Annotated in this window: 10 protein-coding genes; all 10 read right to left on the minus strand. The window is 34.9% G+C overall.

Annotated features, from left to right (window positions below; all coding sequences use genetic code 11):
* Window positions 1-14 precede the first annotated feature (14 nt).
* On the minus strand, window positions 15-1,559 hold the full coding sequence (locus tag LNP27_RS14015) for a putative Ig domain-containing protein (RefSeq protein ID WP_229942258.1): 1,545 nt from the start codon (window positions 1,557-1,559) through the stop codon (window positions 15-17).
* 70 nt (window positions 1,560-1,629) lie between these two features.
* Window positions 1,630-4,077 (minus strand): glycoside hydrolase family 95 protein, encoded by a 2,448-nt coding sequence (locus tag LNP27_RS14020; RefSeq protein ID WP_229942259.1) that lies wholly within the window; start codon window positions 4,075-4,077, stop codon window positions 1,630-1,632.
* Between the two features lie 8 nt (window positions 4,078-4,085).
* Window positions 4,086-5,336 carry a glycoside hydrolase family 27 protein gene (locus LNP27_RS14025; RefSeq protein WP_229942260.1) on the minus strand — a complete coding sequence of 417 codons (1,251 nt, stop codon included), beginning with the start codon at window positions 5,334-5,336 and terminating at the stop codon, window positions 4,086-4,088.
* Window positions 5,337-5,738: 402 nt separating this feature from the next.
* Complete coding sequence (locus LNP27_RS14030) at window positions 5,739-7,001, minus strand: asparagine synthetase B (RefSeq protein WP_229942261.1); 1,263 nt, start codon at window positions 6,999-7,001, stop codon at window positions 5,739-5,741.
* Window positions 7,002-7,118: 117 nt separating this feature from the next.
* On the minus strand, window positions 7,119-8,663 hold the full coding sequence (dnaB, locus tag LNP27_RS14035) for a replicative DNA helicase (protein ID WP_229942262.1): 1,545 nt from the start codon (window positions 8,661-8,663) through the stop codon (window positions 7,119-7,121).
* Window positions 8,664-8,807: 144 nt separating this feature from the next.
* Window positions 8,808-9,761: an acetyl-CoA carboxylase carboxyltransferase subunit alpha gene (locus LNP27_RS14040; RefSeq protein ID WP_229942263.1), complete on the minus strand. Its 954-nt coding sequence runs from the start codon at window positions 9,759-9,761 to the stop codon at window positions 8,808-8,810.
* A gap of 222 nt (window positions 9,762-9,983) precedes the next feature.
* Window positions 9,984-11,912, minus strand: coding sequence for an LTA synthase family protein (locus LNP27_RS14045; RefSeq protein ID WP_229942264.1), 1,929 nt, complete (start codon window positions 11,910-11,912; stop codon window positions 9,984-9,986).
* A gap of 114 nt (window positions 11,913-12,026) precedes the next feature.
* Window positions 12,027-12,923, minus strand: a complete 897-nt coding sequence (locus LNP27_RS14050) for a DMT family transporter (RefSeq protein ID WP_229942265.1) — start codon at window positions 12,921-12,923, stop codon at window positions 12,027-12,029.
* The gene (locus tag LNP27_RS14055; protein WP_229942266.1) at window positions 12,910-13,998 is read right to left on the minus strand and encodes an LptF/LptG family permease; all 1,089 of its coding nucleotides are present in this window, start codon (window positions 13,996-13,998) and stop codon (window positions 12,910-12,912) included. The genes LNP27_RS14050 and LNP27_RS14055 overlap by 14 nt, the downstream gene beginning before the upstream one ends.
* A gap of 76 nt (window positions 13,999-14,074) precedes the next feature.
* Window positions 14,075-15,205, minus strand: coding sequence for a tRNA guanosine(34) transglycosylase Tgt (gene tgt, locus LNP27_RS14060; protein ID WP_229942267.1), 1,131 nt, complete (start codon window positions 15,203-15,205; stop codon window positions 14,075-14,077).
* Between the last annotated feature and the right edge of the window lie 134 nt (window positions 15,206-15,339).

The following is a 15,339-nucleotide window of genomic DNA, read 5'->3' on the forward strand; positions in this document are numbered from 1 at the left end:
AAAAAAGGAACTGTCTATTTCTTTATTTGCAACATTATAATACCGTGAGCTGGAATAGAAGTCTCAAATTCATTTTTAAAACTTCCTAAATCTGATTTTGTCCAAAGATTACGCAATTTTTGAGTTCCTTGCAGTTGCACTGCAGAAAAAGGAAACTTTACAGTTCTAGTTTCGTTAGCTAAGTTTAACATTCCAACCACTAGACTACCATCTTCCATTTGCTTTGTCCAAAACTCAGTATTGTCTATTGTTTTTACCAATGATCCAGCTCTACCTAAAGCATCCTGATTCACAGCGATAACTTCCTCATTTGTAAGCAAACTAAGTGTAGCTTCATCCATCAATTCCATGTTAGCGCCTATTAGCAAAGGAGCGCTCAACATACACCACATACTCATTACCGTTCTTTGTTCTTCAAAGGTTAAACCGTTTCCTCCTGCTTTTCCAGAGCTTTGGGCTCCAACTGCTCCTATTTGTAAAATATCAGGGTCATTCCAGTTCCCTGGTTTTACATAAGAAGCCTTATCAGAAAGCTTTTTGAAAGCATTTCGAACAGAAGGCCAAGTATCATGAACATCTTGTTCAGTACGCCAAAGCTGACCTCCGCTTTCATTACCCCATTCCCATACGTTCCCCATTCCGTATTGACAAAGCGCATGAATAATGTCCCTTTTTTGAGCATGTAAAGCATCTGACATTACACGGAAAGGTTTCATCAATTCCTCTTTCGAATTATCTTTTGCAATAGAACCGTAGCTGCACCAATCGTATTTTAAATAATCAAATCCATTATCTGCAAAAAATTTAGCATCTACTAATTCATATCCGTAACTTCCTGCAACTCCGGCGCATGTTAGTGGACCAGGTGAACTATATATTCCAGCCTTAAACCCCATTTTGTGCATGATAGCTGGGAATTGCTTAATATTTTTGAAAAAGGTGTTCGGAATTAATTCATCATTAGTATCTCTAACTGAACCTACTCTTTCTGGAAGATTATTAGGCCCTTCATAATAACCATAAACTCCTTCTGCTCTAGTTTTTATATTTTTCCAAACTGGATCAGTTTCCGTAGGTTGATTAGTCCAAGGATCATCAATTTCTATTACACTCCAACCGTAGTTTTGCAATCCTTTCTCTTTCATAATTTCGGCTGAACGAACCACTTTGTCTAAAGTTACGTTACGACCGAAGGAATACCAACTACTCCATCCCATAGGCGGAGTCAGCGCTAGTTTATTGCCGATAACCAATGTAAATGATTTAGAAGCTATCCCATATTTATTTTTTGCAGTCAATTCGATAACATAATCACCTGCATTTGTAACAGATCCAGTTATGATACCCGTATTTTTATCCATTTTGACTCCTTTTGGAAGTTTCTTTGCCGTAAAAGTCATAGGTCTGGCTCCACTTGCAGGAACAGTATAAATGAATTCTTTCGCTGGGCTAGCTCCGTACAAACGCGGACCGTTAATTTTAGGTTCATTTGATGTTTGCTGGGCTTCAGAAGTTAAAGTACTCAATAGAAACACCAATAAAAACGCTATTCTTTTCATTTCCTTTTTTAATTTATAATTATTAAATGTAGGCACTTCAGCCTACTACATTTATTAGATAAAACGGATTTTATTTTACAAAATAATAACTTCCTTTTTTAGTTGGGAAAACCACTACATTATTTGCCTGCGTCTTAAGCAAAACTTTTTTACCATTTGAGTGATATACGGCCATATTTAAAGGTAGTTTCACATAGCAATCAGCCTCATTTTTAGAAATTATCTCAGCTTGTTTTAATTTCGAATTACTCCATTCAAAATTTACTTCAAAACCATTTCTGGCCTGCATTCCCTTTACACTTCCTTGACTCCATTCCTCACTTTCAGGTAGTGCTGGTAATAAATTAATTACTGAATTTTGACCATTGCTTTGCAAAAGCATTTCGGCAATTGCGGATGTTCCTCCAAAATTTCCATCGATTTGAAAAGGAGGATGCGCACAAAAAAGATTAGGATAAGTTCCTGCACCAGTAGCAGTGTATTTATCAGCATCTTCTTTAAAAGCAGGAGTCAACAATCCTTTTAAAACTTTTAACGCATGATTTCCATCTCCTAATATTGCCCAGAAATTAGCCTTCCAAGCTCTTGACCAACCCGTACCTTCATCTCCTCTTCGCACTAATGTTTTACGCGCTGCCTCCATCATTTCAGGAGTCTCTGCAGCATTAATTTCGTCAAAAGGATAAAGTCCGTACAATTGCGAGACATGACGGTGGGTTATTTCCGTCTCGTCATAATCTCTTAGCCATTCCTGTACAATTCCAGTTTTTGGACTGATTTGATTTGGCGCCAAGCGGCCTCGTACTTTTTCTAAAGTACTTACAAAATCAGCGTCAAGACCTAATAAATTAGCAGCTTTAATAGTATTAGCAAACAATTCACGACCTATTTGCATATCCATTGTAGGACCCATTGTTGTTTGCCCCACAAAACCTTCTGCTGTTTTATAAGAATTCTCAGGAGAGTTAGACGGAGCCGTAACTAACCATTTTGTTTTTGGATCTTCAATTAAAATGTCTTTGTAAAATTGTGAAGCTCCTTTTAAAACAGGATAAATCTGCTTTAAAACTTCCTTGTTAGGATTGTATAAATAATGCTGCCATAAATGCTCACACAGCCAAGCTCCACCTGATAGCGTTGAACCCCAATCAGCTCCTTCACCAGGAGCAGTAAATTTCCAGGGATTTGCAACCACATGCGCAACCCAGCCCTCAGCATTATAATACGCTTTGGCCGTTTTCTCTCCAGGTTTAACCAATTGCTTTGTAAACTCCATTAAAGGTTTATGGCAATCCGATAAATTAGTGACCTCAGCTGGCCAGTAATTCATTTGTAAATTTATATTTAAATGGTAATCGCCGTTCCAAGGTGCCTGATATTCTTCGGCCCAAAGTCCTTGCAAGTTTGCTGGCAATCCACCTGGACGAGAGGAAGAAATTAATAAATACCTACCAAAATTAAAATAAAGGGCGGGCAAGGTAACATCGCTTTCTCCTTTTGAGTAACGAACCAAACGCTTTGCAGTAGATAAATCTGCAATTGATTCGTTTTGTTTCGCAGTGAATTCTAGTTTGCAACGATTGTAATAATATTGGTAATCTGCTATATGTTTTTCTTTTAATTTTTTCCAAGAAAATTTACTGGCTGTGCTTACCGTTTTTTCAACAACTGCTAAAGGATCCTTCCCACGTTTTTCAACAGTAGGCCAATTTAGATCTGTCGCAGCACTCAAAATTATAATACATTCCGAACTTCCCGTCACTTTTATACTGCTATTCTTTGTTTCCAATTTTCCATTTGTAGGCAACACTTTAGCATATCCCGCAAAACGGATTCCAAGTTCTCCATTTCCACCTGGCAACTGACCTGTCATGGTAATGTTATTTCCTACTGCAGAAAATTGAGCATGTTCTTTCCTGCTTAGCAAAACCTTAAAATTTAAGCCATTTGGTTTATCGGCAGTAAGGCGAACAACAATTACGTTGTCGGATCCACTGCTTAAAACTTCTTCCTTAAAAGTAACCCCGTTTTTTTTCCATTGGGTCACGGCCATAGCATTCTCTAAATTCAAGACTCTTTTATAATCGGTAACAGCAGCAGTAGTATCTTGCCAATTAATCAGTAAGTCGGCAAAGATTTGATAGCTTCCGTATTTTGCATTTGCACCATTACCGAATGCTGTCCCCTGTCCTGCACTAACAAAATATTTTTGTAGCAAATTCTGAGCTTCTTTATTTTTGTCCTCTTTTAGAAATCCTTGAATTTCAGCTAAATACTGAGAAGCATCCTCTCTGTTGGGGTTATCGATCCCGCCAGACCACATTGAAATTTCATTTAGTACAATTCGTTCCTTATGAGGATTGCCATAAACCATTGCACCTACCCTGCCATTACCCAAAGGTATTGATTGGGTAAAATGAGTAGCCGGCGAATCAAACTTAATTTCCTGATCTGTTTGAGCGAATATCCAACTATTCGATACAAAAAAAACTAATAAATAAAGAGCTGGTTTTTTCATTTCTTACACTATATTTTCTTCAATCGAAATAATTTAGTCTCATGACTTATCACTTTTCCATCCCATTTTTTTCCTTTTCCAATTACTTTGTGCTGCCATAAATCTCTTATTTCGTAGTTTCCTGTTAATCCTAATTCAGCAAAACTAAAATTGGCTTTTTGAGCATTATCAGCGCGATTTAAAATTGCCACTGCAAAATCTCCATTGGATAACGGTTTTACAAAAACACTCCATTTTTCATTATTTACTTTAGCTACCGCTTGTTTTCCAAGAGCATCCTGATTTATAGCAATCACTTCTGTGTTTAACAAGATGCGTTTCGTTTCCGCATTCATTTTTCTCAGATCATTGGTCGCAGCCAATGGCGAATTCATAATAGTCCAAAGACTCATTTGACTCTGGTACTCTGTATCAGTACAACCTGTTCCACCCAGAGCTCCAGAAGGCCCTTTTTTACCATAAAGTCCAACCACTAGCATATCCATATCGTTCCAATGACCTGGTCCTGCATAAGCAGCATAATTCATTGAGTAATCAACAATATCTAATATTCCAGCACCAGTTCCGTGCAAATCCTTTGCGTTTTTAGCAGGTTTAAGACTTTTCCATTTATCTCTTACGTCAGCCGTAGTTCTCCATAATTGCCCACCAACTTGTGCTCCCCAAAGCCAAGGTTTACGATCTCCCCACTCACAAATTCCAAAAGCAATATCACGTCCGCTTTTTCTTAAAGCATCGCCCATTTTTTTATAGCGTGTTTTGGCTATTTCCATATCGTCTGGAGCACCACAATAATCATATTTCAAATAGTCAATTCCCCAGCTAGCAAAAGTTTTAGCATCTTGTTCTTCAAAATTTAAACTGGCAGTATAACCCGCACAAGTAAGCGGAGCCGCATCCGAATAAATTCCTAATTTCAGTCCTTTACTATGTACATAATCAGCAAGCGCTTTTATTCCCGATGGGAATTTAACCGGATCTGGAATTATATTATTCTTGTTATCTCGACCACCTTGCCATCCGTCATCAATGAATAGATAATCATAACCTGCTTTTAGCATACCACTACTAACCATGGCATCGGCCATTTCACGAATATCTTTTTCGTTAAAATTATCGGCAAAATAGTTCCATGTCATCCATCCCATTGGTGGAGTTGGAGCTATTATTGAACCATCAATTGCTTTAGATTGTGCCTTGACATTACAAATTCCTACAAAAAGAATAACAAGTAGATGAATTAAAATTTTCTTTTTCATTAAATATATTTTATTAAAAGTTGTTAAAAATCGCTTTTAAAAATCTTTTCTAGAAGTCGTTTCGTCCATTTTAAATTATTCTTACGAATGATCAAAAAACTACCTCAACCTATTTGATTTAACAAAAAAACAAACATTTACTTTTTATTAATCCAATAAATTTTAAATATTACTTATTAATACTTTTATTTTTTACGATATCTAAAAAAAATCCAATTCCAAAAATAGAATACTTTTTTAAACACACACACCAGCACCTACCAGTTTGTTTCAGATTGAATTTAGAATTAATACTTAAAGCACTAACGTATAATTTCTTCTACAAAACTCTTAAAAATAACTACTATTGGGAACAAAAAAGCCAATCACATGGATTGACTTTCATTCGTATAAATTATAAAATTAGGTTTTCATTTTTTTCTTTCTTGCAGCTGGAAATAGTACATTATTTAAAATCAAACGATAACCCGGAGAATTAGCATGTAAATCTAAAACTGTCGGTGGATCACCAACTTGATGCTGATAATCTTCTGGATCATGACCTCCATAAAAGGTAAACATTCCTTTTCCTTTTTGGCCATGGATGTATCTTGCCTCCCCATTGAGTTCACAACTACCTAAAAGTAATACATTAGACTTCACAAGCGCGGAATCAAAGGATGTAGTTTGTCCCATAAATCCTTTCACCAATTGCGTATGATTTTGACAAAGCATACTAGGAATAGGATCCCATTTAGCTGAAAACTCCATCAATGTAAAATAATCTTTCTCCATTGGAATTCTTCTTTTATTAGTCATATCAATATCTGAAAACTCATAAACTTCTGGTTTTCTTTCCAAAGTAAAATCTTTAAAAGCAAACGAATTGTTATAGTTTATTTTAGATTGATAATTTCCTTCGCTAGCATCACCATCAAACATGGCTTCGCAAATATCAATCCCATCAGCAGCCAAAGCGATATCAAAACTATCCGTCGCAGAACACATCGCAAACATAAAGCCTCCACCAATTACAAAATCTCTAATCTTTTTTGCAACAGCTCCCTTCTCCTGAGACACTTTTGGATAACCTAATTTTGTTGCTAGATTTTCAGCTTCTTTTTTTTGCTCAATGTACCACGGCACATTTCTATAACTAGCGTAAAACTTACCATATTGACCGGTAAAATCCTCGTGATGCAAATGCAACCAATCGAAAAGCAACAATTGGTCACTTAAAACTTCTTCATCATAGATAGGAGTAAAAGGAATTTCGGCATACGTCAAAACTAAAGTAACAGCATCGTCCCACGGTTGTTTCCCTTTAGGAGTGTAAACAGCAATCTTTGGAGCTTTTTCTAAAATTACTGCCTCCATATTTTGGGAAGGACTCGATATTTCATTTAAAATAGATACTTGTTCCGCATCAGAAATAACTTCAAAACTAACGCCACGAATTTGGCATTCCTTTCTTATTTCTGGGGCATCTGGCAACAAAAAAGAGCCTCCGCGATAATTAAGCAACCAACTCGATTTGTAGTTTTTATCAATACACCAATAGGTAATTCCATACGCTTTCAAATGATTTTGTTGCGTTGTTTCATCCATTGGAATTAAAATAAAAGATCCTCTAACCGAGAAGGAAAGAAGCAACATAAGAATCCAAAGTGCTCTTGAGAAAGACATTGCTATTTTTTTTTATTTCAAAGATAAACGTTTTTATGGGACATAAAAGATAAAAAAAAAAACCGTCTCGTATGTAAACGAGACGGTTTTTAGAACTTATTTTTATAATCTTATACCTTAAAACGGCACATCACTATCATCATCAGGATCATTAAAATGACTTCCAAATGCTTCATTTGCTGACGGTAAATTTTTAGTTATAAATGGATTATCATCTTGATTCATACTTGATGGTAAATCATCATAACTACCGCTATGATCTTCTAAGTTGTCAAACTTTCCTAAATGTCCAATGAATTTCAAACGTACGTTTTCGATACTACCGTTACGGTGTTTGGCTATCATAATTTCTGCTTGACCTGCAGTTGGCGACGCTTCATCATCATCCCACTCATCAATTTTATAATATTCAGGACGATACAAGAACGATACAATATCGGCATCCTGCTCAATCGCTCCAGATTCACGTAAATCAGATAACAAAGGTCTTTTGCTAGAACCACGCGTTTCCACCGCACGCGATAACTGTGAAAGTGCAATTACAGGGACATTAAGCTCCTTTGCTAATGCTTTTAAGTTTCGGGAAATGGTAGAAATCTCTTGCTCTCTATTCCCTCCTCCTTTTCCATTTCCGCCAGCTGTCATTAATTGCAAATAATCGACAATAATAATTCGGATTCCATGTTGCGATACTAAACGTCTCGCTTTTGCTCTTAAATCGAAAATTGATAGTGACGGTGTATCATCAATAAAAAGCGGCGCTTTCTCTAGATTTTTCACTTTGGTACTCAATTGTTCCCATTCATGTTTTTCTAATTTCCCAGTACGTAATTTCTCTGATGACAAACCTGTTTCTGATGAAATCAAACGAGTAATTAACTGGACCGATGCCATCTCCAGAGAGAATAAAGCAACAGGCATTCCAAAGTCAATTGCCATATTCCTAGCCATGGATAATACAAAAGCTGTTTTTCCCATTGCAGGTCTTGCCGCTATAATGATTAAATCGCTTGGTTGCCATCCAGAAGTAATTTTGTCTAGTTTTTCAAAACCAGTAGCTACTCCACTCAATCCTTCTTGACCTGCAATTTCTTCAATACGCTTTTTAGCTTGCAAAACTAAACTCTGTGCAGTCTCTGAACTACGTTTAATATTTCCTTGCGTTACTTCGTACAATTTAGATTCCGCTCTGTCTAATAAATCAAAAACATCAGTTGTTTCATCATAAGAATCTTCGATGATTTCTGTCGAAATCCGAATCAAACTACGCTGAATAAATTTTTGAAGGATAATCCTCGAGTGAAACTCAATATGCGCTGAAGAAGATATTTTTTGCGTTAGCTGAATAAGGTAAAAATCACCTCCTGCGAGCTCTAATTTGGCATTTTTCTTAAGTTGGGCAGAAACGGTTAATAAGTCAATAGGTTGCGTTTCTGTAAACAGTTGAACAATAGCTTCAAATATGTGTTTGTGCGCCTCTTTATAAAATGCATCTGGTTGTAAAATGTCAATTACGTCATCTACTCCCTTTTTATCAATCATCATAGCTCCCAATACAGCTTCCTCTAAATCAAGAACTTGCGGCTGAAGCTTTCCTTTTTCAAGGCTTATTATAGTAGTTTTATCAATCTTTACAGGATTAATATTTCTAAAGTTTTCCATAGAGCGAAAGTAAGAAAAATTAAAAAAAGATAGCCTCAGAGTTGTTACAAATAGTTGTTGATAACTAACTATTTTTTGTTTATAACCCAAAAAAAATCCGCCTCATCTGTAGATGAGGCGGATTATGTATTTAGTAGTAAGGTCTTAGTCCTTATATTCACCCATTTTTAAATATTTCTCCATTCTATTAGCAACTAATTCATCTGTTGATAAGTCTTTCAGTTCATTATATCCCTTCATGATATATTGCTCCACAGTCTTAAAAGCAGTTTCTCTATCGTAGTGTGCTCCACCTAGAGGTTCTGGAATGATATCATCAACTAATTTCTGTTTTTTCATATCAGCCGAAGTCAATTTCAAAGCCTCAGCAGCTTGCTCTTTGTATTCCCAGCTTTTCCATAAAATAGAAGAACATGATTCTGGTGATATAACAGAATACCAAGTATTTTCCATCATATACACTTTATCACCCACACCTATTCCTAATGCTCCACCAGAAGCACCTTCACCCACAATTACAGTGATAATTGGCACTTTTAAACGAACCATTTCAAATATATTTCTAGCAATGGCTTCACCTTGTCCTCTTTCTTCAGCCTCTAAACCTGGATAAGCTCCCGGAGTATCAATTAAAGTTAGCACAGGAATTCCAAATTTCTCTGCCATTTTCATTAATCGCAATGCTTTTCTATATCCTTCAGGATTTGCCATCCCAAAGTTACGAAACTGACGCGTTTTAGTATTGAATCCTTTTTGTTGGCCTACAATCATAAACGATTGTCCGTCAATTTTACCTAAACCACCTATCATGGCTTTGTCGTCTTTAAAACCTCTATCTCCAAAAAGTTCTAAAAAAGTATCTCCACACAAAGCACGTACATGATCCATTGTGTAAGGACGACTTGGATGCCTTGATAATTGAACACGCTGCCAAGCAGTTAAATTTTTATATATACTTCTTTTAGTGTCTTCTAGTTTTTTGTTGATTTGCTTGCACGTATTAGTTACATCAACATCTGACTCTTGACCAATAACAACACATTTTTCTAATTGATCAACTAGTTCTTTTATTGGAAGCTCAAAATCTAAATATTCCATAGGATTTTTGCGGTTTTATTATGTTTGGATTGGCAAATATAAAATTTTATATGTTCCAAAAAGCTATATTTTTTTATTAATGTCCTAAATCACTTCATCAAGAATCAATTTTGCATTCAAAATAATTCTATTACTTAGTAACTATTTTACGTTTATTTTAAATAATTAACTTATATTAAATGCTTTAAAATAAATATACTCAGAAGAATTGGTATTACTGAATTACTTATCTAGCCTCTTATCAACCACTCTTTCCATATAATCTTGAATGAATGCTTTGCAATTTAATTCGATATCATTCATTTCAGCATTTCGATTTTTAATCAAATTATTTTTCAATGCTTTGTCATTTTTATCATAGAAACCTAGCGCTAACTTGCCGTCAAAAGTACAGATGTAATTTCCTCTTGCAAACTGATAAATATTTCCGGTGGAGTTAATAAAAAATGGTTGGCTTGATTTCTTGTCTAGTAAGCTTCTGCCCCAGCTTCTAAAAGGTTTATCATATCCTATCATATCTAAAATAGTAGGAAAAATATCAATTTGTTGTGCAAAATCATCATCTACACCTACATACTTACTATTGGGTTGGTAAATAAGAATTGGTACAGCAAACCGATTGATCGGTTTTTGATATTCGTCATAGTAAATTTGGTTACAATGGTCCGCAACCATTACAAATATAGTATTGTCGAACCAAGGCTCTTTTTTTGCCTCATCAAAAAAACGTTTTATTGCAAAATCAGTATATTCTGCATTTTTATGGATAGCAACTTTGCCTTCTTTAAATCGGTTTTTATATTTCTGCGGAATTACATAAGGTTCATGTGATGAAACTGTAAACGCTGTTGCAAAAAATGGCGTTTTCTTTTTGTCCAATGTCTTTTTCATATATTGAAGAAAGGGTTCGTCCCAAATTCCCCAAAAGCCATCAAATTGAGAGTCATCGTTAAACTCAGTACGCCCATAATAATCATCAATCCCAAGGATTTTACTAAAACCTAAGAAACCCATTGAACCATTAGCAGCACCATGAAAAAAGGAAGTGTTATATCCTTCACCTTTTAGAGTAGAGACTAGCGATTCAATTTTTTGTTTTGGATATGGCGAAGACGTAAAAGCGTCTTTAAACGATGGAATCCCTGATAACACAGAGGACATTCCATGTATAGACTGTCGGCCATTAGCATAAGCATTGGTGTAAATCATGCTGTGTTGAGCCAATGAATCTAAAAACGGTGCATGACTTTTATAATTTGGAATATTTGCTTTTTTGTTAAAAGCACCGATGTATTCGCGACCAAAACTTTCTACTATTAATACAACAACATTTGGTTTCGTTTTAGGGTTGTTGCTGTAAAATTTCACTGGTTGAACTTGTTGCTCAATGACTTCTGCAGTAACATCATCATAGTTAACCTTTAGGAAGCTATTAGTAAATAAGGTTCTTATAATTGCAAAAGGAGTGTTGAGTACGATATCCGAATGCACAATATTTTTTACATTTCGACTTGCATCCAATAAATTAATAGGACGAGTTGATTTCTTAAAATCACCTCCACGAATGCCCGCAATCACTAGCAAAACGATAAAGATAAAGCCTACAGATGAAAAACCAAAGTAAGCTACATGCTTTGTTGGTTTAAAATCCTCTACTACTACTTTTTTGTACAGAAAAATCCAAAGTAATGAAAAGAGAAAAAATAGCACAAAAACGTACCAATATTCCACTAAAAAATTAAGCAACAAGGTTGTTTTATTAGTTTCATGTTCTAAAACATTTAACGCAACAATTGTTGTTCTGGCAAAAGTAAATTTGTAATAAATAAAATCGACAAAATTAGTGGCGTAAGCCAATAAATTAGTACTGAAATAGACATAAAACAAGAACTTCTGATACCCTTGATTGGCATTTTTCCAAAGAGGAAGAATAGAAAATACAATAAACAGTAAGTTTACATATAAAATAGCTGTGGTATCAAAGGTCAATCCGTAATAGGATAATGAAAGAAAATCAGAAATTGATTCTACTCTTAACAAATCAGCATTGAAAAAATAAAATAAAACTCGAGCAATAAAGTAAAATAAATAAGCCAGAGAAATTCTAAAAAGTAGAACTTTGTATTCGTTTAAACGCAAGTGCTTTTGCATGCTTGGATAATTAATTGGTAAAACTTTGCAAAGGTATCATATTTAATTTGTTGGAAAATGTTAAAAAAAGGCCAATTGAAATCCGAAATCTCACATCCTTTCTAACTTAACTATTTAAAGACTGTTTGCTATCTTTTGCTTTTGCTTGTGTTTAATAATTCCGTTCAAAATCACAGTTATAATAATTATCACAGCTCCAATATAAAACTCAAAACTCATTTTTTCTTTAGCACCTATAATGAAGTACGCTAAAAATATACCGTAAACCGGCTCTAAATTAGTAGTAAGCATAACGGTGTAAGGGCTTAATTTTTGCATAACTTTTACTGAGGCAGTAAATGCATAAGCTGTACATATAGAAGATAAAATCAAAATTAAAACCCAATTATTCGTATCCAAAACAAAAAAATCTGCCGTGATTTTTTGTTGGAATAAAAAGTAAATGGATATAAAAAAGACACCTGCTAAGAATTCATAAAAAGAGATTATCGAAGGATCATGATCAGCAATTAATTTTCCGTTCATCAGTGTAAATAAAACTCCTAATATTATAGCAGCTAGGGCATATAGCATTCCGTCTAGATAATGTACTTCGACATTCATGATTAATGCTAATCCAGCGATTATAATGAGTCCAAAAAAAACTTCGTACCACAAGACTTTTCGACCATAAAAAAGAGGTTCTAAAAGGGAGGCAAAAAACGCACCTAATGAAAATACAGAGAGCGTAATAGAAACATTAGAAACATGAATTGCTTTAAAAAAAAGAATCCAATGTAAGGCGATTAGCAAACCAACGAAAATCAACTTTACAAATGATTTTAATGGAATTCTAAATGATTTTCTTTGGAACACAAGGAAAACACCTAAGAAAATGGTAGCAAAAAACATACGGTACCATACTAGAGCATCTGCAGATATGGTTATTAAAGCTCCTAAAATAGCAGTAAAACCCCAAATAAAAACAATTAGATGAAGATTTAAATAACTTTTTAAATTATCGTTTCGCATTTCGTAATAAATAAATGGCTAAGATTCCAAAAGCAACATTTGGTAACCAAACGGCTAAAAATGGTGGAATACTAGATTTTTCAGCTAGTACTCCAAAAATTTTGTCAAAAAATACAAAAGCAAAAGCCAGCGCAATTCCTATGGCTAAATTGGTTCCCATACCGCCTCGTCTTTTCATTGATGAAACGGCAACAGCAATGATAGTAAGGATAAAGGCAGAAACTGGTACACTATATTTTTTATACAAAACAACTAAATATACGTTGATACTGGATGATCCACGTTCTCTTTCTTTCTTGATAAAAGCATTTAATTTTCCCAAACTCAAGGTTTCGGCGATATAAATAACAGGCGTTAAATCCTCTAAATCAAAATTAAATTTCGCCTTTTTCTCTGGTAATTTTTCAATTTTATCGTTTAAATCTCCTACGGTTCTTTTAGTATAATCATACATCGTATAATTCTTCTCCTTCGGATTCCACTTTATTCTGCTAGCTGTAATTTTAGATACTAATTTCTCCTTATTGAACTCTTCTAATGAAAAATTAAAAGCCGTTTTAGTCTCTGTATTAAAGCTATTGACGTATATGAACTGATTATCTGTGATTTGCCTGTAAACATCAGTATTATTTCCTCGCATCATTTCCTTACCGCCAGTCCTGAGATACGTATATCTAAAGTTATTAAAACCCTCGCTTGCGGCGGGAACAACGAAAAAACCCATCAATAATACAAAAACAGAAACTATAGAAGCACCTATAATATAAGGTCTCATAAAGCGAGTAAACGAAATTCCAGAGCTCAGAATAGCAATAATTTCAGTGTCATTTGCCAATTTAGAAGTAAACCATATCACCGATAAAAACAAAAATATAGGAAAAAGAGAATTAGCAAAATATACGGTAAAGTTGTAGTAATAGAAAGCAATTTCTAATAGTGGAACTTTATTCTCCAACATGAAATTAATTTTCTCCGAAACATCTACAACAATTCCTATTGGAACAAATAGCAACAACATAGTCAGAAAAGTGGCTAAATATCTTTTTAGGATGTATTTATCTATTATTGTTAGCATATTTAAATTTACAAAATTAAATTTCAGTTTTAAAGATCAGCTACCTGATACTTTAAAACTGAAATCTGAAACTATTTTATAATCTTTGGTTCATATTTTTTACCATCATTTCTTTCCATGGTTTGAAATCACCTGCTAAGATACGTTTTCTAGCTTCACGCACTAACCACATATAGAATCCAAGATTATGGATTGTAGCAATTTGTTTCCCTAAATATTCATTAGCAGCAAACAAGTGACGTAAATACGCTTTAGTATATTCGGTATCAACAAAAGTGATTCCCATTTCGTCAATAGGAGAAAAATCAGCTTCCCATTTTTTATTTTTGATATTGATAGTCCCGTTTGCTGTAAAAAGCATTCCGTTTCTAGCGTTACGTGTTGGCATCACACAGTCAAACATATCGATTCCAAGTGCTATATTTTCAAGAATATTAATAGGAGTTCCTACACCCATCAAATAACGAGGTTTATCTTCAGGCAAAACTTCACAAACCACTTCGGTCATGGCATACATTTCCTCTGCAGGTTCCCCTACTGAAAGTCCACCAATAGCATTTCCTACCTGATTGGTATTAGCAATATATTCAGCTGATTGACGACGTAAATCTTTGTATGTGCTTCCTTGAACAATTGGAAAAAAAGCTTGATCATAACCGTATTTCACTGGAACTTTATCCAAATGGCTTACACAACGATCTAACCAACGATGCGTCATGTGCATGGAACGTTGCGCATAACGATAATCACAAGGATAAGGCGTACACTCATCAAAAGCCATGATAATATCAGCACCAATGGTACGTTGTATTTCCATCACATTCTCAGGTGTAAAAAAGTGGTACGAACCGTCAATATGCGATTTAAACTTTACTCCTTCTTCCTTAATTTTTCGGTTGGCCGAAAGTGAATATACTTGATATCCACCAGAATCCGTCAAAATATTGCGGTCCCAGTTCATGAATTTATGCAACCCACCCGCTTTTTCAAGGATTTCAGTTTGTGGACGCAAGTATAAGTGGTACGTATTTCCCAGGATAATATCAGGGTTTATATCTTCTTTCAATTCCCGTTGATGCACCCCTTTTACAGAGGCTACAGTACCCACAGGCATAAAAATTGGTGTTTCAATCACACCGTGATCAGTAGTAATGCTTCCCGCTCTGGCTTTCGACAGCGGGTCTTTCTTTAATAAATCAAACTTCATATTGGCGTATTTCTTCCGATTGTTCGGCGGGCAAAGATAGGTTAATTTGAAAACTAGATAATTAGATAATTTAAAAAATTAATTAAGATTTAGCAAATCAATTGGGGCGTGCCCTAAAAAGGTCGGGCTATTCA

Source organism: Flavobacterium galactosidilyticum, assembly GCF_020911945.1.
Classification (GTDB): Bacteria; Bacteroidota; Bacteroidia; order Flavobacteriales; family Flavobacteriaceae; genus Flavobacterium; species Flavobacterium galactosidilyticum.